Annotated in this window: 27 protein-coding genes; 19 read left to right on the top strand and 8 right to left on the bottom strand. The window is 63.7% G+C overall.

The genetic code is table 11. The features are described 5' to 3' along the window. Nucleotides 1-224: 224 nt before the first annotated feature. The 4 genes from ABIB06_RS11990 (at nt 225) to ABIB06_RS12005 (ending at nt 3,993) form a co-directional block, all read left to right on the top strand. The gene (locus ABIB06_RS11990; RefSeq protein WP_354053104.1) at nt 225-1,412 is read left to right on the top strand and encodes a GmrSD restriction endonuclease domain-containing protein; all 1,188 of its coding nucleotides are present in this window, start codon (nt 225-227) and stop codon (nt 1,410-1,412) included. Beyond that, complete coding sequence (locus tag ABIB06_RS11995; RefSeq protein WP_354053105.1) at nt 1,412-2,443, top strand: MAE_28990/MAE_18760 family HEPN-like nuclease; 1,032 nt, start codon at nt 1,412-1,414, stop codon at nt 2,441-2,443. The genes ABIB06_RS11990 and ABIB06_RS11995 overlap by 1 nt, the downstream gene beginning before the upstream one ends. Before the next feature lie 645 nt (nt 2,444-3,088). Next, nucleotides 3,089-3,517: a cupin domain-containing protein gene (locus ABIB06_RS12000; RefSeq protein ID WP_354053106.1), complete on the top strand. Its 429-nt coding sequence runs from the start codon at nt 3,089-3,091 to the stop codon at nt 3,515-3,517. 8 nt (nt 3,518-3,525) lie between these two features. Next, a complete protein-coding gene (locus tag ABIB06_RS12005; RefSeq protein ID WP_354053126.1) occupies nt 3,526-3,993 on the top strand; it encodes a GNAT family N-acetyltransferase in 468 nt (155 codons plus the stop codon). A gap of 1 nt (nt 3,994) precedes the next feature. Here the strand turns inward: ABIB06_RS12005 and ABIB06_RS12010 are convergent, their stop codons facing one another. Continuing rightward, nucleotides 3,995-4,522, bottom strand: coding sequence for a DUF1003 domain-containing protein (locus tag ABIB06_RS12010; protein ID WP_354053107.1), 528 nt, complete (start codon nt 4,520-4,522; stop codon nt 3,995-3,997). Nucleotides 4,523-4,634: 112 nt separating this feature from the next. On the opposite strand from ABIB06_RS12010, the gene ABIB06_RS12015 reads away from it, so the two are divergent. From ABIB06_RS12015 to ABIB06_RS12050, 8 genes are all read left to right on the top strand, one after another. Further along, on the top strand, nt 4,635-5,693 hold the full coding sequence (locus tag ABIB06_RS12015; RefSeq protein WP_354053108.1) for a LacI family DNA-binding transcriptional regulator: 1,059 nt from the start codon (nt 4,635-4,637) through the stop codon (nt 5,691-5,693). Between the two features lie 80 nt (nt 5,694-5,773). Beyond that, the gene (gene xylB / locus ABIB06_RS12020) at nt 5,774-7,228 is read left to right on the top strand and encodes a xylulokinase (RefSeq protein WP_354053109.1); all 1,455 of its coding nucleotides are present in this window, start codon (nt 5,774-5,776) and stop codon (nt 7,226-7,228) included. Further along, nucleotides 7,229-8,551: a xylose isomerase gene (gene xylA / locus ABIB06_RS12025; RefSeq protein WP_354053110.1), complete on the top strand. Its 1,323-nt coding sequence runs from the start codon at nt 7,229-7,231 to the stop codon at nt 8,549-8,551. Between the two features lie 12 nt (nt 8,552-8,563). Next, nucleotides 8,564-9,322, top strand: a complete 759-nt coding sequence (locus ABIB06_RS12030; protein ID WP_247448370.1) for an ATP-binding cassette domain-containing protein — start codon at nt 8,564-8,566, stop codon at nt 9,320-9,322. Then, nucleotides 9,322-10,404 carry an ABC transporter permease gene (locus ABIB06_RS12035; protein WP_354068690.1) on the top strand — a complete coding sequence of 361 codons (1,083 nt, stop codon included), beginning with the start codon at nt 9,322-9,324 and terminating at the stop codon, nt 10,402-10,404. The genes ABIB06_RS12030 and ABIB06_RS12035 overlap by 1 nt, the downstream gene beginning before the upstream one ends. Nucleotides 10,405-10,498: 94 nt before the next feature. Then, nucleotides 10,499-11,431 (top strand): sugar-binding protein, encoded by a 933-nt coding sequence (locus tag ABIB06_RS12040; RefSeq protein ID WP_354053111.1) that lies wholly within the window; start codon nt 10,499-10,501, stop codon nt 11,429-11,431. A 136-nt stretch (nt 11,432-11,567) separates the two neighbouring features. Beyond that, nucleotides 11,568-12,545, top strand: a complete 978-nt coding sequence (locus tag ABIB06_RS12045; RefSeq protein ID WP_354053112.1) for an aldo/keto reductase — start codon at nt 11,568-11,570, stop codon at nt 12,543-12,545. Between the two features lie 3 nt (nt 12,546-12,548). Next, nucleotides 12,549-13,391, top strand: coding sequence for an amidohydrolase family protein (locus ABIB06_RS12050; RefSeq protein ID WP_354053113.1), 843 nt, complete (start codon nt 12,549-12,551; stop codon nt 13,389-13,391). Between the two features lie 70 nt (nt 13,392-13,461). Here the strand turns inward: ABIB06_RS12050 and ABIB06_RS12055 are convergent, their stop codons facing one another. The 3 genes from ABIB06_RS12055 to ABIB06_RS12065 all read right to left on the bottom strand — a co-directional run bounded on the left by ABIB06_RS12055 (nt 13,462) and on the right by ABIB06_RS12065 (nt 16,487). Then, nucleotides 13,462-13,812 (bottom strand): RidA family protein, encoded by a 351-nt coding sequence (locus ABIB06_RS12055; protein ID WP_354053114.1) that lies wholly within the window; start codon nt 13,810-13,812, stop codon nt 13,462-13,464. Nucleotides 13,813-13,907: 95 nt separating this feature from the next. Continuing rightward, nucleotides 13,908-14,825 (bottom strand): CE1 family esterase, encoded by a 918-nt coding sequence (locus ABIB06_RS12060; RefSeq protein ID WP_354053115.1) that lies wholly within the window; start codon nt 14,823-14,825, stop codon nt 13,908-13,910. Between the two features lie 3 nt (nt 14,826-14,828). Next, the gene (locus tag ABIB06_RS12065) at nt 14,829-16,487 is read right to left on the bottom strand and encodes an FAD-binding dehydrogenase (RefSeq protein ID WP_354053116.1); all 1,659 of its coding nucleotides are present in this window, start codon (nt 16,485-16,487) and stop codon (nt 14,829-14,831) included. Nucleotides 16,488-16,762: 275 nt separating this feature from the next. Between ABIB06_RS12065 and ABIB06_RS12070 the strand changes: the two genes are divergently transcribed. From ABIB06_RS12070 to ABIB06_RS12090, 5 genes are all read left to right on the top strand, one after another. Beyond that, nucleotides 16,763-17,287, top strand: coding sequence for a hypothetical protein (locus ABIB06_RS12070; RefSeq protein ID WP_354053117.1), 525 nt, complete (start codon nt 16,763-16,765; stop codon nt 17,285-17,287). Nucleotides 17,288-17,397: 110 nt separating this feature from the next. Next, entirely contained in the window at nt 17,398-17,592 is a 195-nt protein-coding gene (locus tag ABIB06_RS12075) for a hypothetical protein (RefSeq protein ID WP_247338648.1), read from the top strand. A 24-nt stretch (nt 17,593-17,616) separates the two neighbouring features. Further along, nucleotides 17,617-18,207, top strand: coding sequence for an SCO family protein (locus tag ABIB06_RS12080; protein WP_354053118.1), 591 nt, complete (start codon nt 17,617-17,619; stop codon nt 18,205-18,207). A 242-nt stretch (nt 18,208-18,449) separates the two neighbouring features. Next, nucleotides 18,450-19,385 (top strand): transporter substrate-binding domain-containing protein, encoded by a 936-nt coding sequence (locus ABIB06_RS12085; protein ID WP_354053119.1) that lies wholly within the window; start codon nt 18,450-18,452, stop codon nt 19,383-19,385. 186 nt (nt 19,386-19,571) lie between these two features. Further along, entirely contained in the window at nt 19,572-21,215 is a 1,644-nt protein-coding gene (locus ABIB06_RS12090) for a lysine--tRNA ligase (RefSeq protein ID WP_354053120.1), read from the top strand. A 146-nt stretch (nt 21,216-21,361) separates the two neighbouring features. On the opposite strand, the gene ABIB06_RS12095 is transcribed toward ABIB06_RS12090, so the two are convergent. Continuing rightward, complete coding sequence (locus ABIB06_RS12095) at nt 21,362-22,015, bottom strand: S24 family peptidase (protein ID WP_354053121.1); 654 nt, start codon at nt 22,013-22,015, stop codon at nt 21,362-21,364. 279 nt (nt 22,016-22,294) lie between these two features. On the opposite strand from ABIB06_RS12095, the gene ABIB06_RS12100 reads away from it, so the two are divergent. Together ABIB06_RS12100 and ABIB06_RS12105 are read left to right on the top strand one after the other, a co-directional pair. Continuing rightward, nucleotides 22,295-22,639, top strand: a complete 345-nt coding sequence (locus ABIB06_RS12100; protein ID WP_247338639.1) for a DUF952 domain-containing protein — start codon at nt 22,295-22,297, stop codon at nt 22,637-22,639. After that, nucleotides 22,636-23,733: a quinone-dependent dihydroorotate dehydrogenase gene (locus ABIB06_RS12105; protein WP_354053122.1), complete on the top strand. Its 1,098-nt coding sequence runs from the start codon at nt 22,636-22,638 to the stop codon at nt 23,731-23,733. Before ABIB06_RS12100 ends, ABIB06_RS12105 begins: the two co-directional genes overlap by 4 nt. A 9-nt stretch (nt 23,734-23,742) precedes the next feature. Here the strand turns inward: ABIB06_RS12105 and ABIB06_RS12110 are convergent, their stop codons facing one another. The 3 genes from ABIB06_RS12110 to ABIB06_RS12120 are packed head-to-tail and all read right to left on the bottom strand — an operon-like array spanning nt 23,743 to nt 26,129. Beyond that, nucleotides 23,743-25,068, bottom strand: coding sequence for an MATE family efflux transporter (locus ABIB06_RS12110; protein WP_354053123.1), 1,326 nt, complete (start codon nt 25,066-25,068; stop codon nt 23,743-23,745). A 1-nt stretch (nt 25,069) separates the two neighbouring features. Further along, the gene (locus tag ABIB06_RS12115; RefSeq protein WP_354053124.1) at nt 25,070-25,804 is read right to left on the bottom strand and encodes an MBL fold metallo-hydrolase; all 735 of its coding nucleotides are present in this window, start codon (nt 25,802-25,804) and stop codon (nt 25,070-25,072) included. Nucleotides 25,805-25,826: 22 nt separating this feature from the next. Then, a complete protein-coding gene (locus ABIB06_RS12120) occupies nt 25,827-26,129 on the bottom strand; it encodes a DUF6460 domain-containing protein (RefSeq protein ID WP_354053125.1) in 303 nt (100 codons plus the stop codon). Nucleotides 26,130-26,452 lie beyond the last annotated feature (323 nt).

A 26,452-nucleotide genomic window follows, 5' to 3' on the forward strand; every position in this document is an offset into this window, starting at 1 on the left:
GCCTCTAACCCGAGCCCGAATCGCCCTTGGCGCTGTGTGCTGACGCGGTAGTAAGCGACGTATCAATTGGATTTCACGGCCTAGGGCTCCGAAACGTGTCGTGCAACGGTGGTCGCAAATAGCGTTACAGATCGGGCCCTACTAGAAAAATCAACGATTGTAACAACTTGCGGCTGTGTCGTAGTCCAGGTTAGGCTCGTCCGCGATTCTGATTGGGAAAAATCATGCCTTTGACGCCTAGCGAAAGACAGATGTGGGATGCAGTCCTTGATGAGGCTGAACTCGGAAAGGACGATAAGGCGATCAATGAACGTTACGCTCGGGGTGAGGGCCGCATCGTTATCGAGACCAACCGGGAGAAACTTCCCGGATTTGTTCTTGCTCTGAAGAAGACAAACTATATGGATCTGATGCCGTTCTATCAGCGGCGTCCTCGCTGGGATGCTGCGAAGCAGAGTTTGCTGATCGAATCGTTCTTAATGAACATTCCCGTGCCTCCGGTCTTCCTCTATGAGAAGGACTATAATTCCTACGAGGTTATGGACGGACAACAACGCATTACTGCGCTCAGAGATTTTTACGATAATAGATTGAAGCTTACGGACCTTCAGATGTGGCCAGAGCTGAATGGTCGATACTATCATAACCTGCCTGACAGCCTTAAGGCGGGCATTGATCGTAGGTCGATTACATCAATCGTGTTGCTCAAGGAGTCAACCGCGGACGAAGCGGAGGCATCTTATCTGCGCGAAACAGTCTTTGAGAGGTTGAATACTGGCGGGGTCGCGCTCGAACGTCAGGAAATTAGAAACGCCCTTTACCGCGGTCCCTTCAACGATCTCCTTACGGAGCTGTCCCGCTTGGACTTGTTTCGGAAGGTATGGGGGATTCCCAGGTACGTTGAAAACGAGATCGACATCAATCCCAGCCTTCTCCAGAACAGTTTTTTTTCAAAGATGGGAGACTTGGAGTTAGTGCTTCGCTTTTTCGCTCTTCGCCACGCAGAGAAGTATCGGCGCGGAATGCAGGGCTTTCTCGATCTGTATATGACAAAAGCAATGAAGTTCAAAGTCGATGATCTTCAGATGCTGCGCCAGGATTTTATTACGACGATGAACGTCGCCGTGGAGATTTTTGGCGACAAAGTGTTCTGTCCGTACAACGTCCGAGAAAAAGCGTGGGAGACTAAGCCACAGAAGGCGTTCTACGATGCGGTGATGGTCGGTTTATCTGAGCGCCTTGGCAAGATTGCTGAGATGGTTCCAAAGCGTGAAGAAATCATAGAAGGCACCAAGACACTATTCCTTGCTCATGAGGAGGGAACGTTCACAGGAAGGGGCAACAGCAAAAAGGATGTACAGGAGCGCATTCAGCTGTTCGGCAAAAAGCTCGATAGCGTTTTGAGCCAATAATGTACGAGCCCTACATCGAGCGCCTTGCGCGCAATATTGCATCCATAAAAAAACATCTCGAGCTGTCTGCTTTAGTAAGGTCGATGATTAGTGATCGTTCGATAAGTTGTTCGAAGGGTTCTAGCCTGTGTTTCGATGTGGGCGCGATGTACGCTTCGTCGCCTGACCCAACCGACTGGAAAATCATCGATCACTGTTCAGTTGTGACAAGGCTCTATGCGGTTTTTGAAAGGTTTGTCGAAGACATCTTGGGTGCGCATCTCCAATTCTTGGAGGCAAATGTTGCGTACGATCAGTTGGATGAAAAGTTCCGCTCGCATCACCGCAAGTCGGTGGGGCAAATGCTGATCGACCTCGATAAGGATCGCTACAAGGACAGTATAACGTTCAATTCGATTTTGAGTGATATCGGAGGAATTTTCCGCGGCGAGAGATACCGGCTGTTGCCGGAGGCAATGCTTTCCCATGATCAAAATCTTAGGATGAAGGATCTGGTTTCGTTGTTCGACCGGTGTGGAATTCCGAAACTCGCAGAATGGATTGGTCGTCATCGAGCCATCAAGATTTTTTTTAAAGGTGGCCGACAATCGGACAAGGCTGATGCGGAGTTAGATCAACTTGTGCAGTACCGAAATGAGGCCGCGCATGGTGGTATCGAGGTCACTGATGTGTTGGGGACAGATATCTTAATTGAGTACGCAGATTTCGTAGAAGCCCTTTGCTCGGCTTTGGCCGAATGCGTTCAACGCAATTGCATTGCGAGAGCTGAAGAACTTGGGAAGACGCGCCGTACCGGTGTAATTACCGAAATCTTCTCAGATCGAAGGGTGGTAGCCATCGTTGGAGGCGGGACGTTCAAGGTCAGCGACCGACCATACTTATGCGGCGAGGGGTTTTGTTATCGCGCGACGATCGAAAGCATCCACCATGATGATAGTCCGGTTCCGTCTGTCACTCTCCTGAACGACACCGAGATTGGTTTTGCGCTTGACGTTGAGCCGGTGAAAAGGGCCTTGATCTACTATTACTAGCGACGCGATGTGATCGCTCTGACGCCATGCTGGTGACTTTGTGGAAGGCCGCAATAGCCCTCGGGGTCGAGGCGGCGCCCCCGCTCGCAAGGGGCGGCCACCGAGCTTCCCGTCAAGAAGAAGCGAGGTAAGCGCCGGGCCAACTAAGTTGCAGGGACCTGCAACGGTTCACCCCACTTACCCATGGGCCGTTCTTTCGGGGCCAGTTTGGCTTTCGAGGCTTGCTCGCTTTGCATTGTAGGCGCAACCCTTTGATGGAATTAGTTGCTGTTAGGGGCAGTTTTGTACGTAAAGCATTGGGTTGCTCAGGAACGGGCAGCTTCCCAAGCTGCATACGAGGTTCGATTCACTTCGCCCGCTCCATCCTAGCCAAGGTGCTTCCAAGACTTTGATATTTCGGCAGCGCGAAGCAGGATGCCTCTTCGCCGTGCGCCGCGCAAAGATTCTAATATATTAGCCCCTTGCTTCCGGCGTTCGCCGCCGCCCGCGCTAAGCTCCTTTGGCCCAGGCAGATGCGGTCCTCTTGCCCGGCGATGTCTGGATGAAAGCCATGGACCAGCAGAAACTCGATCGTGCGATCGGTCGTCGCTTGAAGACGCTTCGGACGCAGGCCGGCATGACGCTGAGCTTTGCGCCGCGCTCGACGTGTCGCTCAGCGACGTCGTCGCGCTGGCCGAGAAACCGCCGGAGCGACTGGTGCGGCTTGCCGACCAGCCGCACTGGCGCGATCCCGAGAGCGGCTGTCGACGGCGACACGCCTCGCCGACGGACGCGGCGAGCGGCATCGAGATCATCGTCGTCGACCTGCCGGCCGGCGCGCGGGTGCCGTACAGTCCGTGGGGCCGTACCGCCTTCACCCAGCAGCTTCTGATGCTGGAGGGCGCGATCGCCGTGCACATCGACGCCAAGGCGGTGCGCCTGCGCGAGGGCGACTGTCTGGATTTCGACGTGATGCGCGCGGCGATGTTCGAGAACGAGACCAGACAGGATGCGCGCTACGTCATCATCACGCGCCGCGGGCGCTTCCTATGGAAAAATGTAATGGTGCTGATGCGATATGAAATCCTGGAGTGAACCTGACAATGCAGATCCGCACCGGCGACACCTTTGATCCGCGCGTCATCGCGCTGCTCGATCATCACGTCACCGCCGCGCGGGCGCAGACCGCGCCGGGCAGCGCCCATGCGCTCGATCTCGCCGGGCTGCGCGCAGCGGACATCGCGTTCTGGACCGGCTGGGATGGCGAGACGCTGGTCGCGGTCGGCGCGCTGAAGACGCTCTCGGCCGAGCATGGCGAGGTGAAGTCGATGCACACGCTCCAGACCACGCGCCGGCGCGGCTTTGGCGGTGAGATGCTTCGCCACATCATCACGGAAGCCCGCGCGCGCGGCATGGCGCGGCTCAGCCTCGAGACCGGCTCGTGGGACTATTTCAAGCCGGCGCTCGCGCTGTACCGGGCGCATGGCTTTGTCCTCTGCGGCCCGTTCCAGGGCTATGTCGAGGATCCCAACAGCCTGTTCCTGACCCTGGATCTGTCGGCGGGCCGATAGCTCAGGAGCGTGTCTCCTCGATCCTGTCGAGCACGCGCTCGGGGGCGATGTCCCGGCTTGCCTCCTCCAGATCGCCCTTCGAGTCGGGCTGGACGTCGAGCCGCTCGGCGATTTGCGTGAGGAGGCGGGCAACCTTGGTCAACTCGTGCTCGGCGAGCAGGCTGATCTGGAGATCGAGATCGGCGCGCCTGTCCGCTGCCGCGGTCATGCGGTTCTGCGAGATCAGCACGAATGTCGACAGGAAGATTGCCTCGACCGAAGCAACCATCGCCAGCACCACGAAGCTCTCGTCCCAGGCCGGGATCCCCGGCAGCCAGTGCAGATTGGCGATGATCCAGAAGCCGAACACCGCGAGATGCAGGTAGACGAAAATCATGCTGCCGGTGAAGGCCGTGATCGCATCCGCGACCTTTTCCTGACCCCTGGCCGCGCGCCGCTCCCGGAGGCGGCGCTCGACCAACGCCTGGATGTTGCGCTCGAGCGTCGGGCTCAATCCCTCGCCGGGATCATGGGTGATGTCGTTATGCACGCGGCGGCAACGGCCGACTGAAGAGGCCGTTCCTAGCAACAGCGACTGAAAAATGCCTGCTGCCCCTCAAAATGAGTTGCGTACCTCAAAAAACCTCTGCTAGCCTTCAGTCATGGCCGAGACACTCACCACGACCGCGCTGACGCTGAAGGACATCGCCCGCCAGGCGGGCGTCAGCCTCGCGACGGTCGACCGCGTTCTGCACAATCGTCCGGGTGTGCGGCCGGATACGGTCCGGCGCGTCAAGGAAGCGATTGAGCGCAACGCCTTCCAGCCGCATGTGGCCGCCGCCGAGCTCGCCCGCGGCCGCGCCCGCCGTTTCGCCTTCGTGATGCCGTCGGGACCGAACCCGTTCATGCAGCAGATCGAGGCCTATCTCGGCGAGATGTCGGCCTGGCTCTCATCCCGCCGCCTCAGCGTCGAGATGGTCGCAACCGACGTGTTCGATCCGTCGGTGCTCGTTGCTTCGCTGGAAGGGCTCTCGGACGATTATGACGGCATCGCCGTGGTGGCGCTGGACCATCCCGGCGTCCGCGCCGCGATCGACGATCTCGTTGATGCCGGGACCAAGGTCGTGACGCTGGTCTCGGACGTGCCGTCGTCGCGCCGCCACCATTATATCGGCATCGACAACATCGCCGCGGGGCGCACCGCTGGCGCGCTGGTCGGGCGGCTGGTCGGACAAAGGTCGGGCAAGGTCGCGATCATCGCGGGATCGCAGGGCCTGCGCGACCATGCCGAGCGCATTTTTGGCTTTATCCAGGTGATGGCGTCGGAATTCCCTGGGCTCAGCGTGCTGCCGGTATTGGAAGGGCGCGACGAGGACGCGCGTTCGGAACAGGTCTTGGCGCGGCTGTTGGGCAGGCATGCTGACATTGTCGGCCTTTATAACGTCGGCGCCGGCACGCAGGGCGTGGCCAACGCGTTGAGCGAGAAGGCGCTGAGCGATGCCGGTCGCGACAGGCAGGTGGTATTCGTCGGACACGACGTCACCGCGCTGACGCGCCGGCTGCTGCTGCAAGGCGTGATGGATGCCGCGATCTCACAAAATCCCGGACACGAAGCGCGCGCCGCCGTGCGCGTGCTGCTTGCGCTCGCCCGTGGTGAGCCGATCTTGCGCGAACAGGAGAAGATCAGGATCGACATCGTGATGCGGGACAATCTGCCTTAGCGGCAAGTGGATTCAAAACGACCCGTTGTGGCAAGGCGACTCTGAGCTCGCGCACCGCAACAGACGACAGGGAGGATGGCGTGGATCTCGGAATCGACATCGGCACATCCGGTGTGAAAGCGGTGCTCGTGAGCGAAGCCGGCGCGGTCCTCGCGACGGCGGCGCGCGAGCTGTCGCTGTCGCATCCTGCGCCGCTGTGGTCCGAGCAGGATCCCGATGCGTGGGTCGATGCGGTGATCGGCGCGGTCGACGACCTTGCCGCCCGCCATCCGCGTGAGGTCGCGCAGGTGCGCGGCATCGGGCTATCCGGCCAGATGCACGGCGCGACGCTGCTGGATGAGGATGGACGGCCGCTGCGTCCCGCGATCCTCTGGAACGATGGCCGCTCGCACGCCGAATGCGTCGCGCTGGAGCGGCGCTGCCCATCGCTGCACACGATATCAGGCAATCTGGCCATGCCCGGCTTCACCGCGCCGAAGCTGCTCTGGGTCGCCAGGCACGAGCCGAAAATCTTCGCGCGGATCGCAAAGGTGCTGCTGCCGAAGGCCTATGTGCGCTATCGCCTGACCGGCGAGATGGTCGAGGACATGTCGGACGCGGCTGGCACGCTGTGGCTCGACGTCGGTCTGCGCCGCTGGTCGGCCCTGCTGCTGCATGCCACAGGGCTCGATCTCCATCATATGCCGCGCCTCGTCGACGGCAGCGATGTCAGCGCGGTGCTCGCGCCGGACTACGCGCAACGCTGGGGCATGGCTCGCGAGGTCGTGGTGGCCGGAGGAGCCGGCGACAACGCCGCGAGCGCGATCGGGCTCGGCGCAATCGCGCCGGGCGATGCGTTCCTGTCTCTGGGAACCTCAGGTGTGGTGTTCCGCGTTACCGATCGGTTCGCGCCGGCGCCGGCCTCGGCGGTGCATGCGTTCTGTCACGCGCTGCCTGGCCGCTGGCATCAGATGGGCGTGATGCTGTCGGCTGCGGCATCGCTGGCCTGGCTCGCGGGCGTTATGGAGACGCCTGCGCCTGCGCTGCTGGCGCCGCTCGGCGAGCGTGTCGATGGACCGAGCCCGGTCAAATTCCTGCCCTATCTCGACGGCGAGCGCACGCCGCACAACGATGCCGCCGTCAGCGGCGCCTTCGTCGGCCTGCGCGGTGCGACCGGCCGCTCCCAGATCGTTCAGGCCGTGCTCGAAGGCGTCGCCTTCGCCGCGCGCGACAATCTCGCGGCGCTGAGCGCGGCGAGCGGGCCGCTTCCCGAAGTCGATCTCGTCGGCGGCGGCTCGCGCTCGCCGCTGTGGGCGCAGATCTGCGCCGATGTGCTCGGCATTCCCGTCCACCGCGTCGAAGAAGGCGAGGTCGGCGCGGCGCTCGGCGCCTCCAGGCTCGGCCGGCTCGCCGCCACCGGCGAAGACGCTGCTGCGGTTTGCACCCGTCCGCGGCGGCTTGCGAGCTTTACGCCTCGCGCATCCGTCGGTGCAGCCTATGACGAGGCCTATCGCCGCTGGCGCGAGCTTTATCCTGCGTTGAAGGAGTGTGCCTGAGTGAACGCGTCAGTGAAATTCTTCGATGCAAGCGCGCCTGTCGCCTTCGCCGGCAAGGATGCGGGAAACACGCCCGCCTTCCGCTGGTACGACAAGGACCGTCTCGTCCATGGCCGCAGGATGGAGGACCATCTGCGCTTTGCGGTCTGCTACTGGCACTCGTTGTGCTGGCCGGGCGGCGATCCCTTTGGCGGCGAGACGTTCCTGCGGCCCTGGCACCAGGGCACCGATGCGATGGCGCAGGCGCGCGCCAAGGCCGACGTCGCTTTCGAGCTGTTCCGCCTGCTCGACGTGCCCTTCTTCACCTTCCACGACGTCGATGCGGCGCCGGAAGGCGCTTCGCTCGGCGAGTCCGTCGCCAATCTCAATGCGATCGCCGACCTGTTCGAAGCGAAGATGGCGTCAAGCAAAGTGCGCCTGCTCTGGGGCACCGCCAATTTGTTCACGCATCGCCGCTACATGGCGGGCGCGGCGACCAATCCGGACCCGGAGATATTCAGCTATGCCGCCGGCCAGGTCCGCGCCGCGCTGGAGGTGACGCACCGGCTCGGCGGCCAGAACTACGTGCTGTGGGGCGGGCGCGAGGGCTATGAGACGCTGCTCAACACCGATCTCAAGCGCGAGCTCGACCAACTCGGCCGCTTCGTCTCGCTCGTCGTCGAGCACAAGCACAAGATCGGCTTCAAGGGCCCGATCCTGATCGAGCCGAAGCCGAAGGAGCCGACCAAGCATCAATATGATTTCGACGTCGCCACCTGCTACGGCTTCCTCGCGCGCTACGATTTGCTGAAGGACGTCAAGCTCAACATCGAGCAGAACCACGCGATCCTCGCCGGTCACTCCTTCCATCACGAGGTCGCGCTTGCCGAGGCGCTGGGTGTGTTCGGCTCGCTCGACATCAACCGTGGCGACGATTTGCTCGGCTGGGACACTGACCAGTTCGCGATGAACGTGCCGGAGCTCGCTTTGGTGTTCCACGAGGTGCTGAACCGTGGCGGCTTCACCTCGGGGGGCCTGAATTTCGACGCCAAGATCCGCCGCCAGTCGATCGACCCTGATGATTTGATCCATGCCCATGTCGGCTCGATGGATGCCTGCGCGCGCGCCCTCCTCGCTGCCGCGGACATGCTCGACGCCGGCGCCCTCACTGCGCCGCTTGCGAAACGCTACGAGGGATGGGCCGGGCCCGAGGGCCGCGCCATTCTTGGCGGCCAGCGCTCGCTCGCCGAACTTGCCGACCGCGCGCTCGGCCCGGGCTTCGACCCGCAGCCGCGCTCGGGCCGGCAGGAATATCTGGAATCCCTGGTCAACCGCTACGTCTGAGGAAGGCCGCTGATGACAAATACTGAAGCGACACCGGTCCTCGAGCTGACCGGCATCGGCAAGGAGTTCGGCGCAATCCGCGCGCTTCACAGCGTCGACCTGCAGGTCCTCCCCGGCGAGGTCGTCGGCCTGATGGGCGACAACGGTGCGGGGAAGTCGACGCTGGTCAAGATCATCGCCGGAAATTTCCGCCCCAGCCACGGCGAAATCCGCTTCGCCGGCAGCGCGGTCCATTTCAACCGGCCCGTCGATGCCCGCGGCGTCGGCATCGAGGTCGTCTACCAAGACCTTGCGCTCGCCGACAATCTGACGGCTGCCGCCAACGTCTTCCTCGGCCGCGAGCTGAAGCGCAGGTTCGGCCCGCTCGCGTTGCTCGATCACAAGGCGATGGCGGCGCGTGCGCTGGAGCTGTTCGGCGAGCTGCGCTCGGAGACGCGCCCCGACGATCTCGTCAAGCAGATGTCGGGCGGACAGCGCCAGGCGGTTGCGATCGCGCGGACGCGGCTCTCCAACGCCAGGCTGGTGATGATGGACGAGCCTACGGCCGCGATCTCGGTCCGCCAGGTCGAGCAGGTGCTCGGCCTGATCCACCGGCTGAAGGAGCAGGGCGTTGCCGTGATGCTGATCTCGCACCGCATGCCCGACGTGTTCGCGGTGTGCGATCGCGTCGTCGTCATGCGCCGCGGCGAGAAACGGGCCGACAAGCCGATCCACCAGACCTCCCCCGAGGAGGTCACCGCCCTGATCACCGGCGCGAAGGAGGCGGCGTGATGGCCATGCCCTTGGAATCCCCGATCAGCTTCACCAATGTCGGCCGGATCAGATGGTGGCAGCGCGGCATCTTTGCCTCCCAGACCGGCTATGTCCTGCTGGCGCTGGCGGTGCTGCTGGTGGTCATGCATTTCGCCAGCCCGTATTTCTTCACCGAAGGCAACATCCAGAACGTGGCGAAGAACTTTTCCTTCATCGCCATCGCCACCCTGGGCGTCACCTTCGTGATCATCACCGGCGGCATCGATCTGTCGGTCGGCTCGATGATGTGCTTCTCCGCCATGGTCACCTCGATGGTGATGACCGAGCTGTCGTCACCCGGCTCGGCCGCAGGCTCCCTGTTCGTCCACATGGCGGCCGACGGCAAGACCGTGCTGGCCAATGTCCCCGGCCTGATCCTGCTGCTCTCGATCCTCGCCGGCCTCGGCGTCGCGCTGCTCGCCGGCCTCGTCAACGGCTTCTGTATCGCTGTGCTCGGCCTGTCGCCCTTCGTCACCACGCTGGGCATGCTCTCGATCGTGCGCGGGCTCGGCTATGTCGTCTCCAACGGCCGCGGCAGCTTTCCTGGTCGACCGGATGCCGATTATTTCTACGCACTCACCTCGGGCGACGTGCTCGGCGTGCCCGTGCCTTTCATCTATCTCGTGGTCCTCGCGCTGGCGATGGCTGTGGTGCTGCACCACACCGGCTTCGGCCGCCACGTGTTCGCGCTCGGCGGCAACGAGAAGGCGGCCGAACTCACCGGCATCCCTGTCGTGCGGGTGAAGATCGAGGTCTATGTGACCTGCGCGCTCGCCGCGGGCCTCCAGGGCATCATCATCTCCGGCTGGCTTGGGTCGGCGCCGGCCAACATGGCGACGTCCTACGAGCTCAACGTGATCGCCGCGGCCGTCATCGGCGGTGCCAATCTCGCCGGCGGCATCGGCGGTCCGTTAGGGGCCATCGTCGGCTGCGTGCTGCTCGAGGTGATCCGCAACGGCCTCGTGCTCGCCCAGGTGAGCTCCTACTGGCAGCAGACGCTGGTGGGCGTGATCATCATCCTGGCCGTGCTGGTCGACCGCATCCGCTCGCGGATGATCTGAAATGACGTCGTTCCGGGAAGGCAACGAAAATGCCGCCTGTCCGCTTCCCGGACGATCTTAAGAGGATGGGCGCCAGAGAAGGGTGGAGGAGACGATGAAGAAATTTCTTCTTGCCGGCATCGCCGTCGTGATGATGGCAACGCCGGCGTTTGCTGCGAACTACCGTTTCGTGATCGTGCCCAAGGCGATGAACAATCCGTTCTTCGACTTCGCGCGCGACGGCTGCCTGAAGCGTGCCAAGGAGCTCGGCAATATCGAGTGTATCTACAAGGGGCCCGTGGAGCACGAGCCGGCGACGCAGGCCCAGATCATTCAGGACTTCGTCACTCAGAAGGTCGACGGCCTCGCGATCTCGGTCGCCGACGTCGCGGCCATGTCGAAGTCGATCGAGGCGGCGACCGCGGCCGGCATCCCGGTCATCACCTTCGATGCCGATGCACCTGGCTCCAAGCGGATCGCCTATATCGGCACCAACAACAAGGAGTTCGGCGTCGCACTCGGCAAGCAACTGTTGAAGCTGCGGCCCGACGGCGGCAAATACGCCATGGTCTCGGGTGGTCCCGGCGCCAAGAACCTCGCCGAACGCGTCGACGGCGTCCGCGAGGCGCTGAAGGGCTCGAAATGGACCGAAGTCGCGGGCTCTCCGACGTTCTGCAACGACGATCCCGCGCTGGCGGTTCAGCAGATGACCGACATGCGCACTGCGACGCCCGACCTCGCCGCGATCGTTCCCATCGGCGGCTGGCCGATGTTCGCCCCCGAAGGCTTCAAGGCCTTCGCCTCCAGGTACAAGAAGGATATCGATTCCGGCAAGTTCACACTTGTCGTCGCCGATACGCTGAAGATGCAGCTCGAGCTGTTGCGCGATGGCTATGCCAATGCACTGGTTGGTCAGCGTCCCCTGGAGATGGGCGAGAAGGCGATGGATACGCTGCTCGCCATCAAGAAAGGCGAGAAGGTGCCGGAGATCGTCTATACCGGCCTCGATCTCGTGACCAAGGACAACGTTGCGCAGATGTTGAAATAGGAGCGGCCCCAGCCCCGCGCTCCTGCGTGCCTCTCCCGCTTGCGGTTTTCGCAAGCGGGAGAGATGATCTTGGCTGTTGGAACCGATACTTTCGGAAGCCGGACTTTCGAAAGCAGGCTCTTGGAAGGCAATGGGAATGAAAAGGTCGCGGCTCGGCTCTCTCGACGTCACGTCACTCGGCCTCGGTTCCGCCCCGCTCGGCGGATTGTTCACCCCCGTCAGCGATGCCGATGCGGAAGCGACGATCGCCCGCGCCTGGTCGCTCGGAATCCGCTTCTTCGACACCGCGCCGCTGTACGGCTTTGGCCTCGCGGAGCGACGCCTTGGCGCATTCCTGCGGCAACAGCCGCGTGACTCCTACGCCATCTCCACCAAGGTCGGCCGTCTGCTGCGTGCGCCCGATGGCGCTGCCGCCGAGGACGCGCATTACAAGGGCACGTCGCGCGAGCGGCCGGTGTTCGATTTCAGTTATGACGGCGTGATGCGATCGGTGGAGGAGAGTCTGGCGCGTCTTGGGCTCGACCGCGTCGACGTCTTGCTGGTGCATGATCCCGACGATCACTATGACGACGCCGTGGCCGGTGCCTTCCGCGCGCTCCAGCGCCTGCGCGCCGACGGCACGGTCAAGGCAATCGGCGCCGGCATGAACCAGTCGGAAATGCTGGTGCGGTTTGCGGAGGCCGTTCCGGTCGACTGCTTCCTGCTCGCCGGCCGCTACACGTTGCTCGATCAGGGCGCGCTGGATGCGCTGTTCCCGGTCTGCGCCGCTAAGAACATCGGCATCCTGCTCGGCGGCATCTACAACAGCGGCATTTTGGCCAATCCGCACACGAGCGCGAAGTTCGACTATCTGGACGCCGATGCGGCACTCGTTGCCCGTGCGCTCGCGCTCGACGAGCTCTGCCGCAAGCACGGCACCGAGCTGAAAGCCGCCGCGCTGCAGTTCTGCATGGCCCATCCGGCCGTGACGGTCGCCGTGATGGGCGCGCGCAATGCCGCGGAAGTTGCCGACAACATCGCGATGTCGGAAAAGACGGTGCCGGCGGCGTTCTGGCAGGAGCTGCGTGCGCGAAACCTGGTCGACGTCCGCGCACCATTGCCGGGCGGAGCGTAAGGCATGATCATCGACGGCCATCAGCATTTCTGGGACCCGGCGCGCGCCGACTATCCCTGGATGGACGCGCCCGAGCTCACGCCGATTCGCCGCGCCCTCGGTCCGGCCGATCTCGCGCCGTTGTTGGAAGCGAACGGCATCGACGCCAGCATCGTGGTGCAATGCCGCTCCGCGCTGGAGGAGACCGAGGATTTTTTGCGGATCGCGCATGAAAACCCATTTGTGGTTGGCGTCGTCGGCTGGGTTGATCTGACCGATGCTGCACTTGGTGAAACGCTCGACCGGCTGGGCGCTTCGCCCGGCGGCGACAAGCTGGTCGGCATCCGCCACCAGGTGCATGACGAGGCCGATCCGGACTGGCTGCTGCGCGAGGACGTCCAGCGTGGCCTCACGGCGGTGTTCGCACACGATCTCGCCTACGATTTCCTCGTCCGAGCCCGCGAGTTGCCGGCGGCGATCGCAACCGCACAGGCCTTCCCGCAGGCGCGCTTCGTGCTCGACCACGCCGCCAAGCCGCCGATCGCGGACGGTGGAAGCAACGAATGGTCCGATCGCATCGCCGCACTTGGGGCCTGCGGCAACGTCTGGTGCAAGGTCTCGGGGCTGGCGACGGAAGCGGTGTGGAACGATTGGGATGCGGAGCGGCTGTTTCCGTTCGTCGCGCACGCCGCGAAATGCTTTGGCGAGGATCGCCTGATCTTCGGCTCGGATTGGCCGGTGTGCCTGCTTGCGGGCAGCTACGGCGAGATCAAGGATGCGCTGGAGGCGTGCCTGATAAGGCTCGGCGCGCATGTGCGCGACAAGACGTTCGGCGTGAATGCGAAGGCTGCGTATCGGTTGGCGTGATTGCGGCGGTCGCTCTGAAGCGCGATGATATTTCATCGCGCTTCAGCCGCGCGTAAATGTTGTCGTAAGCTTACTTCGCCGCGGTGACCATGATCTCGACGGTGTATTGCGCCGCTGCGAGCTTGGCTTCGACGGTGGCGCGCGCCGGGGTATTGCCGGGCGAGACCCAGGCGTCCCACACCGCGTTCATCTCGCCGAACGTCTTCATGTCGGTGATGTAGATCGTGGCCGAGAGCAGTTTCGACTTGTCGGTGCCGGCCTTGGCGAGATGGCTGTCGATGGTCGCCAGGATGTCCTGGGTCTGCTTGGTCACGCTTTCGCCGGCGGCGTTGTTGGCGACGACACCGGCGAGATAGACGGTGTTGTCGTGCACGACGACCTGGCTCATGCGCGGGCCGGCTTCAAGACGCTGAATGCTCATTGGGGGATCTCCTTTGAATGGCGGCCCTGTCTAGCGCAGCGGCTTGCTCCGTGCCACCCCGAGCACGCATGCGCCGCCGTCGATGCATGCACTCCCTACGGAAACTGGCTGAAAAAAGTCCAGATCGTCTCGGCGCCGTCGATGTCGCCGTTCTGCGGCCCGAGCAGGCCGGCTGCGACCTTCGGGAAGCGGGCATCCGGAGAAAATCCGGGCATGCGGTGACCGCCTCGATTGATGCGATAAAGCACGACGTCGTGCCCATCAGGACAGCGCGAGGAGATCCGTGTGACCGTGGACTGGTCTGCGGGCGCCTTGTCGGGCAAATCGGTCATGTCGGCATTATCGGTCTCGCAGCCGTTGAGCTTGCGCCAAAACGCCAGCGTCTCGTCGGTGGACCAGAACCCGTCTGCGGCATAATAGCTCGATCCACGGCCGCCTTCGTAGGGGACCAGCGGGTCGGCCGTACCGTTCATCAACAGCATCGGCAGCGGCCGCGACGGATGGCACGTGACGGCGGCCTCGTCGGTGAGATTCATGATCACGCTCGCGCCGGCAGCAAACAGATCGGCGCGGGCGCAGACCAGCGTCATCGCCATGGCGCCGCCATTGGAGATGCCGGTGACATAGACGCGGCGAGGGTCCGCGGTGCCGTTCGCCACCAGCTTCTCGACGAGCTTTGCGATGAAGGCGACGTCGTCGGTGCCTGCGGGCGGGCCACGGAGCGCGGGTCCCGCCTTGGTCCTCGCGTCGGCCCAGGCGTGGTTGAGGCCATCGGGAAAGACCACGGCAAACCCTTCGCGCTTTGCGACCTGCGGCCATGCCGTCCGCGTCATCATGTCGGCGCCGCGCTGGGTCTTGCCATGCAGCACGACCACGAGCGGCACAAGCCGCTTCGCCGGCAGTTGCGCGGTGTAGGACCGCTTCACGCCGTCGATGTCGATCGTATCGGCGGACGCAGCCGAGGCGGCGGCCAATGCCGCAACAAGCGCCGCGATGCGCATCCACCGCCGCATGATCTAGCTCACCGCCTTCGCCGCCGCGCGTCCGGCATTGCGGCCCGAGAACAGGCAGCCGCCGAGGAACGTGCCTTCCAGCGAGCGATAACCGTGCACGCCGCCGCCGCCGAAGCCGGCGGCTTCGCCCACTGCGTAGAGGCCCGGAATGACGCTGCCCTCCTCGCCGAATACGCGTGAGGAGAGGTCGGTCTCGAAACCGCCCAGCGTCTTGCGGGTGAGGATGTTGAGCTTGACCGCGATCAGCGGTCCCTGCGCGGGATCGAGGATGCGGTGCGGGGGAGCCGTGCGGATCAGCCTGTCGCCGATATAGCGCCGCGCATTGTGGATGTTCATCACCTGCGCATCCTTGACGTAAGGATTGGCGATCTCGCGGTCGCGCGCCTCGATCTGCATCCTGATGTGCTCCAGCTTGAGGAGGTCGCTGCCAGCGAGCTTGTTCATCGCCGTAACGAGATCCTCGATCTTGTCGCGCACGATGAAGTCGACACCATGGTTTTTGAACGCTTCCACCGGCGCCGGCGCGCCCTTGTTGATGGCGCGGCGCAAGGTCATCCGCCAGCTCTTGCCGGTGAGATCGGGGTTCTGCTCCGAGCCCGACAGCGCAAACTCCTTCTTGATGATGCTCTGGGTCAGGATGAACCAGGAATAATCATAACCGGTGGACATGATGTATTGGAGCTGGCCGAGCGTGTCGGAGCCGGGGAAGAGCGGCGCCGGCAATCGCGTGCCGGTGGCGTCGAACCACATCGAGGACGGGCCGGGCAGGATGCGGATGCCGTGGCGCGGCCAGATCGGATTCCAGTTCTGGATGCCTTCGACATAATGCCACATGCGGTCGCGGTTGATCAGCCGCGCGCCTGATGTCTCGGTGATGCCGATCATGCGGCCGTCGACATGCTCGGGCACGCCGCAGATCATGAATTTCGGCGGCGCGCCGAGTCGCTTCGGCCAGTTCTGCCGCACCAGCTCGTGATTGCCGCCGATGCCGCCGGACGCCACGATCACGGCCTGCGCCTTCAGCGCAAACTCGCCGACGACATTGCGCGACGAGCTTTTGCCCCGCTCGACATTGTCGGGGGTGAGAACGGCGCCGCTGACGCCATCCACCGTGCCGTTGGTGACGGACAGCGCATCGACGCGATGCCGGAACCTGAAGCTCAGCCGGCCGCCTCTGACGGCCTCGCGCGCGCGGCGCTCGAATGGCTCGACGATGCCGGGCCCGGTGCCCCAGGTGACATGAAAGCGCGGCACCGAATTGCCGTGGCCCATCGCGTCATAGCCGCCGCGCTCGGCCCATCCGACCACGGGGAAGATGCGATGGCCCATCGCACGCAGCCAGTCGCGCTTCTCGCCGGCCGCGAATGCCACATAAGCCTCGGCCCATTGGCGCGGCCAGAAATCCTCGTCGCGGTCGAAGCCGGCGGTCCCAAGCCAGTCCTGCAGCGCAAGCTCGTAGGAATCCTTGATGCCGAGCCGGCGCTGCTCCGGCGAATCGACCAGAAACAATCCGCCGAACGACCAGAACGCCTGGCCGCCGAGCGACTGCTCGCCCTCCTGGTCGACCACGATCACGCGCTTGCCCGCATCGGCGATTTCGGTTGCGGCCACGAGGCCCGACAATCCTGCGCCGACGACGATGACGTCTGTCTCTTCAGCCATCTGTTTAGCCAAGTGTTTCCCCTCCATCGGTTCCCCCTGTAGTTGCCCGGATTGAAGCCAGCGGTTGCAACTGAGATCAAGAGTATGGCGCGTAAGCCATCGTTAACTTGTTCCACCTCGGGAAAAAGACCGCCCGAGTGCAGCGCGGGCGCAACACTGGATTTGAATTTGTTTTGAGCGAGCCGGCATGCCTAGACAAAGCCGCGGTTACGACGGACCCTAGCAGGGCATCACCACCTGACACACAGATTCGAATTCGACTGGGGCGGGGGATAATGAAATTTCTGACGGGGTTGCTCGCGGCGGTTCTCCTGATCGCGAGCATGGGGGCTTCTCACGCGGTGGTCCGGATCGCAGATGACCGCGGCGGCCGGATTGGAACCTACGTCGACAGATACCAGGATCTGCGACAATCAGGCGACACCGTCATCATCGACGGCCTCTGCGCCTCGGCCTGCACCATCGTCCTCGGGGCCATCCCGCATGACCGTATCTGTGTGACCTCGCATGCGACGCTGGGCTTCCACGCCGCCTGGGATTTCGGCACCAATGGCCGCGCCGTCACCAATTCCGAAGCGACCCAGATGCTCTATGCGATGTATCCGTCGCAGGTGAAACGCTGGATCAATCAGCGCGGCGGCCTCACCCCGCATATGCTGTTCCTGAGGGGCAGACAGCTCCAGGCCATGTACAAGCCCTGCTACCTGGACGCGCAGGCCTCGGCGATCAAGCCGCCGTCGCGCCGGTCTCTGCCGGAAGCGGGACAGCTCGAGTCCGCTCGGGGTCAGGTCTTTCACTGAGATCCTCAGCATGACGGGATCCTTTTGGGTCGCCAGCGGTGCCTTGCCCCCAGGCGGCCCAAAGCCTATCTGAAAGCCTGGGAACCAGGGCCTTCGCCCCGATCGTTGTCATGGCTCAACCACTGCACCCTACCCATCCTGTATCGGACAATTCGCCCACTGCCGGCCGGACGCCGTTCGTGCTGCTGTTGGCAGGTGCTGGCGTCGGCGGCCTGGTCGTGCTCGGCGTGCTCGCGCTCTGGTTCCACTATGGCAGCCAGGTGTTCTTCGAAATGATCAGGACTGGCTTTGCCGCCTGCTTCTGACCCGCGACAGGAAGTTTTCCGCCCATGAGTTCAGCCGCCCGTCCGCTGGTAATCGCGACCGCCTTCGCCGCAAGCCTCGTCCTCGGGCTCCTGATCGTATTCTGGGCCATGGGCGGGGTCAGCAAGGTGGCGCAGCCGGCCGCGATCGGCGGCCCGTTCCAGCTCACCGACCAGAACGGCAAGGCCTTCACGGACAAGAACCTGAAGGGCAAGCCGACCCTGATCTTCTTCGGCTACACCCATTGCCCCGATGTCTGCCCGACCTCGCTGTTCGAGATCTCGGAAGTGCTGCGCGCGCTGGGCAAGGATGCCGACAAGTTCAATGCCGTCTTCATCTCGGTCGATCCCGAACGCGATACGACCGCAGCGATGAAGGACTATCTGTCGAGCTTCGACCCGCACCTCGAAGGCCTCAGCGGCGATCCCGCCGAGACCGCCAAGGTGATCACCTCCTACCGGGTCTACGCCAAGAAGGTCCCGACCAAGGACGGCGACTACACCATGGACCACACCGCGCTGATCTATCTGATGGACCGCGACGGCCGCTTCGTCTCGCCATTCAACCTGAAGCGCACGCCGGAAGAGGCCGCGGTCGAGTTGAAGCGGTATCTCTAGTTAGGCGGACGGATCGCGCCGCATCCTCGGTGTAACCTCTCCCGCTTGCGGGAGAGGTCGGCGCAACGCGCCGGGTGAGGGCTCTCTCCACGTAGGGGCTCTCTCCTCCGGAGACACCCTCCCCCCGACCCTTCCCGCAAGCGGGGGAGGGAGCGCACCCTGGCCACAATCCGCCCTCGCGTTCCCGGCCGGATGGGCTATAAGGCCTTCCGATCCCAACGAAATTCGTTCATTTTCAGCCGATGGCTCCATCGCAACAGGCGAAATCGTCCAAATCCGGCCGTGGCTTGATGACCGGGCTGGTCGTCGGCGTTTGTCTGCTCGCGGGCCTGTCCGGCGCAAAAGCCCAGACGCCGGCCAAGCAGCCTTCCGCGGCGCCCGAAGCCACACCGCAGGCGAGACCCCAGGCGGCCCCGCAGGCCGTGCCCGGCTTCTGGGACCCGCGACGGCGGCCGGAGCGGCCGGACCTGTCGCGTCTGACCGTGATCCGTTTCCTGACCGAGACCGACTATCCGCCCTTCAACTACACCGGCGCCGACGGCAATCCGGCCGGCTTCAACGTCGATTTCGCCCGCGCGCTGTGTGAGGAGATCAAGGTCACCTGCACGGTGCAGATGCGCCGCTTCGAGACGCTGGTGGACGCGCTCGCCTCCAACCGGGGCGATGCCATCATCGCTTCGATGGCGGTGAGCCCGCAGCTCCGCGCCCGCGTCGACTTCACCGATCCCTATTACCGCGTGCCGGCGCGCTTCGCCTCGCGCAAGGACGCGGTGATGCCGGAGATCCGGCCCGAATATCTCGAGGGCAAGAAGGTCGGCGTCATCGCCGGCTCCGCGCATGAAGCCTATCTCAAGGCGATGTTCACCGACGCCGAGCTGCACCCGTATCCCAACGACGACGTTATGCGGAGTGCTTTACGCAAGGGTGAGGTCGATTTCATCTTCGGCGACGCCATCTCGCTCGCGTTCTGGATCAACGGCTCCGATTCCGGCGATTGCTGCGCCTTCTCCGGCGGCCCCTTCGTCGAGAGCCGCTTCTTCGGCGAGGGCATCGGCATCGCCGTGCGCAAGGGCAACGACGTGCTGCGCCAGGCCCTGAACTGGGCGATGTTCCGTGTCTGGGAAAAAGGCCGCTACACGGATCTGTGGCTGCGGTACTTTTCGGTGAGCCCGTTTTAGTCCCACGCGCCGTTACCAATTCCTCATCCTGAGGAGCTTGCGCAGCAAGCGTCTCGAAGGATGAAGGCCCCGCTGGTGGCCTCGCCCTTCGAGACGCGCGCGAAGAGCGCGCTCCTCAGGGTGAGGGTCTCGCAAAATTGCATTCTGCCCGGAAATCGCTATTTTCCGCGGCCCGGAGGCTCCTAGATGTCCGTTATCGATCTTGCCGCGAATCCGAGCGATCTGCGTGCGCTCGCCGAACAATCCAATGCCTGGCCGTTCGAGCAGGCGAAGGCCATTGTCGCGCGGCTGAAGAAAAGCCCGAAGGACGAGGTGCTGTTCGAAACCGGCTACGGCCCGTCCGGCCTGCCGCATATCGGCACCTTCGGCGAGGTCGCGCGCACATCGATGGTGCGGCACGCCTTCCATGTGCTGACCGAAAACAAGATCAGGACGCGCCTGCTCGCGTTCTCCGACGACATGGACGGGTTTCGGAAAGTGCCCGACAACGTCCCCAACAAGGAGATGCTGGCCGCGCATCTCGGCAAGCCGCTGACGCGCGTGCCGGATCCGTTCTCCAACGAGTACCCGTCGTTCGGGCACCACAACAATGCGCGGCTGCGCGCCTTCCTCGATCATTTCGGCTTCGACTACGAATTCGCGAGCTCGACCGACTATTATACGTCCGGCCGTTTCGACGCGACGCTGCTCAAGATGCTCGCGGCCTACGACAAGGTGATGGCGATCATCCTGCCGACGCTCGGACCCGACCGCCGCGCGACCTATTCGCCGTTCCTCCCGATCAGCAAGACCACGGGTGTCGTGCTGCAGGTGCCGATGATCCGCCGCGACGTTGCGGCCAGCACGGTGACCTATGTCGACCCCGATACCAACCAGGAAGTCGAGACGCCCGTGACCGGCGGCAACGTCAAGTGCCAATGGAAGGCCGATTGGGCGATGCGCTGGGTCGCGCTCGGCGTCGATTACGAGATGGCCGGCAAGGACCTGATCGATTCCGTAAAACTCTCCGGCGCGATCGCGAGGGCGCTCGGCGCCACGCCGCCGGAAGGTTTCAACTACGAGCTCTTCCTCGACGACAAGGGCCAGAAGATCTCGAAGTCGAAGGGCAACGGCCTCACCATCGACGAATGGTTGCGCTACGCCTCGCCGGAATCGCTGTCGCTGTTCATGTATCGCGAGCCGAAGGCGGCCAAGCGGCTGTATTTCGACGTCATCCCGCGCAACGTCGACGACTACCAGCAGTTCATCGACGGCTTTGCCAAGCAGGACGCCAAGCAGCAGCTCGGCAATCCGGTCTGGCATGTCCACAGTGGCAACCCGCCGAAGTTCGATATGCCCGTCACGTTCCAGCTCTTGCTGACGCTGGTGTCGTCGTCGAACGCGGAGAATGCCGAGACGCTGTGGGGTTTCATTGGCCGTTATCGGCCCGGCGTGAGCCCGCAGACGCATCCCAAGCTCGATGCGATGGTCGGCTATGCCATCAACTATTATCGCGACTTCGTGGCGCCGACGAAGACGTTCCGCGAACCCACCGAGACAGAGCGCGCAGCGCTCCAGGATCTGCGCGACGCGCTATCTCAGCTTTCCCAGGACGCAACGCCGGAGGACATCCAGAACGTCGTCTACGAGATCGGCCGCCGCGATCCCTTCCTCGACCAGGTCAAGAAGGGCAAGGACGGTCGTCCGGGCGTGACACTCGACTGGTTCAACATGCTCTACCAGGTGCTGCTCGGCCAGGAAAAGGGCCCGCGCTTCGGCTCCTTTGTCGCGGTGTATGGCGTGCAGAACGCGATGAACATGATCGACGGCGCGCTGGCGCGGAGTGCGTAGCCGCATTCTCAATGTCATCGTCCGCCCCAGTGCGCAATTGCGCACTGGGGCGGACGATCCAGTATTCCAGAGACAGCTATGATAGAGTCGAGAGGCCGCGGCGTACTGGATTCCTCGCTTTCGCGGGGAATGACAGCGGCGCAAGCTTACTGGCTTGCCCATACGATCCTTGCGACCCATGCCACGTCGCTCGCCGCCATCGTGCGCTCGGCCTGTGAGGCATCGAGCGGCTGCAACTCCAGGGCCTTTGCCGTGCGGCGCTTCAGCGTCGCCACCGTGACCTCGCCCGCTCTTGTCTTCACGACCACGCGATCGCCTTTGCGGATCGGCGCGCCGCGCGAGACCAGGATGACGTCGCCGTCGCGATAGGCGGGCTGCAGCGCTTCGCCGGAAATGTGCAGCGCGAAGCTGCGGTTGTCCTCGGCGGTGGGAAGCGCAAATTCGGTCCAGCCCTTGCCGATGGGAAAGCCGGACTCGTCGAAGGCGCCGCTCGCGCCCGCCAGCGCGAAGCCGAGCAGCGGTACCGAGTGGCCGCAGCCGGCCTCGTCGTCGACCAGCCTGGCAAAAATATCGATCGACGAATCCGCCGCCGCCAGCGCTTTCGCGATCGATTCGGTCGAGGGCCAGCGCTCGCGGCCGTCGGCGGTGACGCGCTTGGACTTGTTGAAGGTGGTGGGGTCGAGCCCGGCGCGCTTGGCAAGGCCGGACGGTGACAAGCCGGCACGCTCGGCCAGCCGATCCAGTGCGACCCAGATCTGGTCGTGAGTGAGCATCCTCTGCGCTTTGGCCTGCCTGACCATGGAAGGTCCAGCCCGTCGCAACTCAGGAAAACTATCCTCAAATCAACCGGTTTTCCGTTTCTTGCGCAAGGGGGCGGGAAAGCGTTTTCAAGCGAAGTGGATGCCGGTTCGCGCAAAGAAAACGCGTCAAACAAGAATTTAGAGTCCCGGTTCGATTTCATCGGACCGGAAATGGCTCTAACTCTTGAGTTCGGACGGGGGCGCCATTACGGTCGCGCCCGGGTTTTAAGACCCGCAAGAGACGAAAAAACCCAAGCAACTCAAAGGGCTCCGTAAGCGGTGGTCAAGATCTACAAAATCTGTCCGGCCTCGGCCTGGCGCGAGGCGGAACGGCAGGGTGTCTACCGCGGCAGCGCGGACGATGCGCGCGACGGATTCATCCATTTCTCCACCGCGGCCCAGGTTCCCGAGACCTTGCGCAAGCATTATTTCGGGCAGCGCGCGCTGTTCCTGGTCGAGGTTGACGGCGATGCGCTCGGCAGCGAATTGCGCTGGGAGCGCTCGCGCAATGAGGAGCTGTTTCCGCATCTTTATGGCGAGCTCGATTTCGGCGCGGTGATCGCGGTGATCAACCTCAACACGCGCTCCGATGGCGGCCATGACGTCCCGGAGCTTGCCCCGTGATCCGCGCTTTCGACGCTTTCTCGCTGCCGGTGTTGCGCTGGCTCGATCCGGAGGATGCCCATCGCCTCGCCATCCAGGGCCTGCGTTTCCTGCCGCCGATCAAACCGCGCGCTGACGACCCCAAGCTCGCGGTGCGCGCCTTCGGGCTCAACTTTTCCAATCCGATCGGCATGGCCGCGGGCTTTGACAAGAGCGCCGAAGTGCCGGATGCGCTGCTGCGGCTCGGTTTCGGCTTCGTCGAGATCGGCTCGGTGACGCCGAAGCCGCAGAGCGGCAATCCGCGGCCGCGGCTGTTTCGTCTGGAGCGCGACGAGGCCGTTATCAACCGCATGGGCTTCAACAATGACGGCGCGGAGATCGCGCTGCGCCGGCTCGCGGCCCGCGCGCAGCATGGCGGTATCGTCGGCGTCAATGTCGGCGCTAACAAGGACTCGCCGGACCGCGTCAATGATTACGTCAAGTTGATCGAGACCTTTGCGCCGGTGGCGAGCTATTTCACCGTCAACGTCTCTTCGCCGAACACGCCAGGCCTGCGCAATTTGCAGGAAGGCGCGCTGCTCGACGATCTGCTCGCCAGGGTGATCGACGCGCGCGAGCGGGTGCGCCAGAAGGCCGGCGACACGCCGGTGCTGCTCAAGATCGCGCCGGACCTCAGCCTCGCCCAGCTCGACGACGTCGTGCAGGTCGCGCGCTCGCGCCGGGTTGACGGCATGATCGTGTCGAACACCACGATCGCGCGGCCGAGCACGTTGCGCGAGGAGATGCGCGCCAAGGAGCAGGGCGGGCTGTCCGGCCGGCCGCTGTTCCGGCTGTCGACGCGCATGGTCGCGGAGACATATGTGCGGGTCGAGGGCGCATTCCCGCTGATCGGTGTCGGTGGTGTCGATTCGGGCGGCGCCGCGCTGACGAAAATCCGCGCCGGCGCGAGCCTGATCCAGCTCTATTCGTCGCTGATCTACAAGGGCCTCGGCCTCGTCGACGAGATCAAGCGCGACCTCACCTCGACGCTCTTGCGCACCGGGAGGGATTCTCTCTCCGAGATCGTCGGCGCCGACGCCGCGACGCTGACGGCGGAAGACTGGCCGGGGATGTAGCCAATCGGGCTACGGCTTGGAAAACGTCTTCCTGAATTGCGCCGGATAGCGCGCGGCCTGCAAGCCGCCGCGCGAGACGTAGGAGGCAATCAGCGCGCTCCACAGTCCGGCATTGCCGAACGATTGCAGCGCCCACCATGCGGCGAAGAAGATCGCGAGCGAGGCCAGCATCAGATTGCGCATCTCGCGCGCCCAGGTCGCGCCGATATAGATGCCGTCGAAGCCGAAGGCGAACACGCCGGGAATGGGTGCAAGCACGACGAACGGCAGGAATTCCCGCGCGCCGCGACGGACGGCTTCGCTCGCCGTCATGAAATCGATCAAGCTCGGCCCAAACAGCGCGAACAGCGCGGACACGACCAACGCGAAGCCGAGCCCCCATAGCAGCACCAGCCGGGTCGAATCCGCAAATCCCTTGGCGTCGCGTGCGCCAAGCGTGCGGCCGCAAAGCTGCTGGGCTGCGTTCGCAAGACCATCGAGGAAGAAGGCGCTGACCAGCAGAAAGTTGTTAAGCACGGAATTGGCGGCCAGCGTGACGTCGCCGGCCCGCGCGCCCTTGGCGGTGAAAAACAGGAACACGGCGATCAGCGCTGCGGTGCGGATCAGGATGTCGGAATTCACCGCCAGCAGCCGCATCAACTTGGCCCGGTCGAACAGGGCCGCGTATGGCACCGCGAACCCACCGTCCGCATAGCGGCGGCAGACGATCAGACCTAGTCCGAATCCGGCCGCTTCAGACAGCAGCGCCGCAATCGCAGCACCCGCGATGCCGGTGTCGTAGACCAGCACCAGCAGGATCGTCGCCGCCGCATTGACGAGATTGATGACGACCTGGAGCGCGAGCGCCGGATTGGCGCGGGCCTGGCCGACCAGCCAGCCGAGGATGACGTAGTTCGCGAGCGCCAGCGGCGCCGACCAGATCCGGATCACGAAGTAGGTTTTGGCCGCGCGCGTGACGCCTTCGCTGCCGCCCATCAGGTTGAACAGCACGGCGGCCAGAGGCAGTTGCAACACGATCAGCGCTATGCCGATCAGGCCGGCCACGATGAAGCCGCGCACCAGGATAGCGGTCAGCTCGCGCGTCTCGCCGGCGCCCAGCGCCTGCGCCGTGAAGGCGAGCGTGCTCATGCGCAGGAATCCGAACAGCCAGAACAGGCAATCGAAGATGACGGACGCGATGGCCACGCCGCCGAGCAGCGCGGCGTCGTCCAGCCGTCCGATCGCGGTGGTCGAGACCACGCCGATCAGCGGCGTGGTGAGGTTCGCGACCATCGCGGGACCTGCGATGGCGAACACCTGGCGGGAGCCGATCCCTAAGTGAACGGGGGCGTGCATGTCAGAACACGAGCACCATGCCGTCTTCGGCAGCGAGATGGGCGATGTCGTCGAGGCGCGACAGCACGTCCTCGCTCATATGGGTGAGGACGAGGCGTTTTGCGCCGATATCCGGCAGATGCTGTTCCAAGGTCTTCAGGCTGAGGTGATTCTTGACCACCTTCTCGTACATATAGGCTTCCGCAATGAAAAGATCCGCGCCACGCGCCAGTGGAATGAGCGTCTCCGTCCATTCGGTATCGGCGCTGTAGGCCAGCGTGCGGCCCTCGGCCTCGACGCGATAGGCGAGGAAGGGACCGCCGGATTCGCCGTGCACGACGGGGTAGGGCGTCACCGTCACCGCGCCGAAGCTTCGGCTTTGCTCGGGCGCGAGCTCGACGACGGACAGCTCGAAGCGCTGTTTCGTCTTCGATGAGTGCTCGAACAATGCCTCCATCACCTCACGCAGCCGCGTCTCGATGCCCTTGGGGCCGGCGATCGTGAGCGGCCGCGTCCGCCGCGAGAATTGCGCGTCGAGCAGGACAAACGGCAGCCCGGCAAAATGGTCGCCATGGAAATGCGTGATCAGGATGAGATCGATATCATCGCAGTCGATCTCGAGTCGCTTCAGCGCCGGCAGAGCCGACGCGCCGCAATCGATCAGGAAGTTGGCCTCGCGCCCCGAGACGTGGAAGCAGGTGTTGAGCCTGCCGCCTGAGCCGAAGGCGTCGCCGCAGCCGACAAAGCGCAATTGCATTGGCTGCTGGCTCCCCAAGTCCTTATCTGCGCGGCGTGCCGAAAACGCGCATCAGCAGCCAGATCGGGATCACGATGACGGCGCCGAGCAGGAAGTAGCGCCACAGCCAGTTCACGGTGTCGAAGCCGAGATCCCACAAGCGCTGGAACAAGAGACGAATGCTGGTGATGATATTCCAGGGATCGAAACCGATCGCCGCCAGCACGACGCCGACGAGGATCGAGAGCAGGACCAGGCGAAACGCGACCGCCAGCGGCGAGCCGCCGAGAAAGCGGTTCAGGCCATCCGTGCGGCCGGCCGGCAAATCTCTGACGTCGTGAGCCATCTCAAACTCCTTGGGCGGATTCGACCGTATCATAGGGCACGGCGGGGGACATGGGGAACCCGCAACGACGCGTCAATCGGCTTACGGGATTTTAATTCGGGCGGCGCCCGAAGAACCTCGGATGTGTTACGCCGCCAGCCGCGGGCCCGGTCACCTCTCCCGCAAGCGAGGCTATCGGATTCACACATCGGCCATTCGCAGTGAGGCGCCAAATTTGATGCGCTGGAAGGCTTCGAGCCCCAAGCGCATGGTTTTTGGTCCCGGCTTGCCATAGTAGCCGTCCCATCCGCCTAAGCGGGCAATGACCCAGGCAGCGAAGGCGA

Origin of the sequence: Bradyrhizobium sp. LB8.2 (assembly GCF_040548035.1) — a bacterium.
In the GTDB taxonomy this organism is placed as follows: domain Bacteria; phylum Pseudomonadota; class Alphaproteobacteria; order Rhizobiales; family Xanthobacteraceae; genus Bradyrhizobium.

Excerpts from the sequence above, each read along its gene's own strand:
- ABIB06_RS11990 (WP_354053104.1), top strand. The coding sequence starts at position 225 with ATGCCTTTGACGCCTAGCGAAAGACAGATGTGGGATGCAGTCCTTGAT.
- ABIB06_RS11995 (WP_354053105.1), top strand. The coding sequence starts at position 1,412 with ATGTACGAGCCCTACATCGAGCGCCTTGCGCGCAATATTGCATCCATA.
- ABIB06_RS12005 (WP_354053126.1), top strand. The coding sequence starts at position 3,526 with ATGCAGATCCGCACCGGCGACACCTTTGATCCGCGCGTCATCGCGCTG.
- ABIB06_RS12015 (WP_354053108.1), top strand. The coding sequence starts at position 4,635 with ATGGCCGAGACACTCACCACGACCGCGCTGACGCTGAAGGACATCGCC.
- ABIB06_RS12030 (WP_247448370.1), top strand. The coding sequence starts at position 8,564 with ATGACAAATACTGAAGCGACACCGGTCCTCGAGCTGACCGGCATCGGC.
- ABIB06_RS12035 (WP_354068690.1), top strand. The coding sequence starts at position 9,322 with ATGGCCATGCCCTTGGAATCCCCGATCAGCTTCACCAATGTCGGCCGG.
- ABIB06_RS12040 (WP_354053111.1), top strand. The coding sequence starts at position 10,499 with ATGAAGAAATTTCTTCTTGCCGGCATCGCCGTCGTGATGATGGCAACG.
- ABIB06_RS12045 (WP_354053112.1), top strand. The coding sequence starts at position 11,568 with ATGAAAAGGTCGCGGCTCGGCTCTCTCGACGTCACGTCACTCGGCCTC.
- ABIB06_RS12050 (WP_354053113.1), top strand. The coding sequence starts at position 12,549 with ATGATCATCGACGGCCATCAGCATTTCTGGGACCCGGCGCGCGCCGAC.
- ABIB06_RS12055 (WP_354053114.1), bottom strand. The coding sequence starts at position 13,812 with ATGAGCATTCAGCGTCTTGAAGCCGGCCCGCGCATGAGCCAGGTCGTC.
- ABIB06_RS12060 (WP_354053115.1), bottom strand. The coding sequence starts at position 14,825 with ATGCGGCGGTGGATGCGCATCGCGGCGCTTGTTGCGGCATTGGCCGCC.
- ABIB06_RS12065 (WP_354053116.1), bottom strand. The coding sequence starts at position 16,487 with ATGGCTGAAGAGACAGACGTCATCGTCGTCGGCGCAGGATTGTCGGGC.
- ABIB06_RS12070 (WP_354053117.1), top strand. The coding sequence starts at position 16,763 with ATGAAATTTCTGACGGGGTTGCTCGCGGCGGTTCTCCTGATCGCGAGC.
- ABIB06_RS12075 (WP_247338648.1), top strand. The coding sequence starts at position 17,398 with ATGGCTCAACCACTGCACCCTACCCATCCTGTATCGGACAATTCGCCC.
- ABIB06_RS12080 (WP_354053118.1), top strand. The coding sequence starts at position 17,617 with ATGAGTTCAGCCGCCCGTCCGCTGGTAATCGCGACCGCCTTCGCCGCA.
- ABIB06_RS12085 (WP_354053119.1), top strand. The coding sequence starts at position 18,450 with ATGGCTCCATCGCAACAGGCGAAATCGTCCAAATCCGGCCGTGGCTTG.
- ABIB06_RS12090 (WP_354053120.1), top strand. The coding sequence starts at position 19,572 with ATGTCCGTTATCGATCTTGCCGCGAATCCGAGCGATCTGCGTGCGCTC.
- ABIB06_RS12095 (WP_354053121.1), bottom strand. The coding sequence starts at position 22,015 with ATGGTCAGGCAGGCCAAAGCGCAGAGGATGCTCACTCACGACCAGATC.
- ABIB06_RS12110 (WP_354053123.1), bottom strand. The coding sequence starts at position 25,068 with ATGCACGCCCCCGTTCACTTAGGGATCGGCTCCCGCCAGGTGTTCGCC.
- ABIB06_RS12115 (WP_354053124.1), bottom strand. The coding sequence starts at position 25,804 with ATGCAATTGCGCTTTGTCGGCTGCGGCGACGCCTTCGGCTCAGGCGGC.
- ABIB06_RS12120 (WP_354053125.1), bottom strand. The coding sequence starts at position 26,129 with ATGGCTCACGACGTCAGAGATTTGCCGGCCGGCCGCACGGATGGCCTG.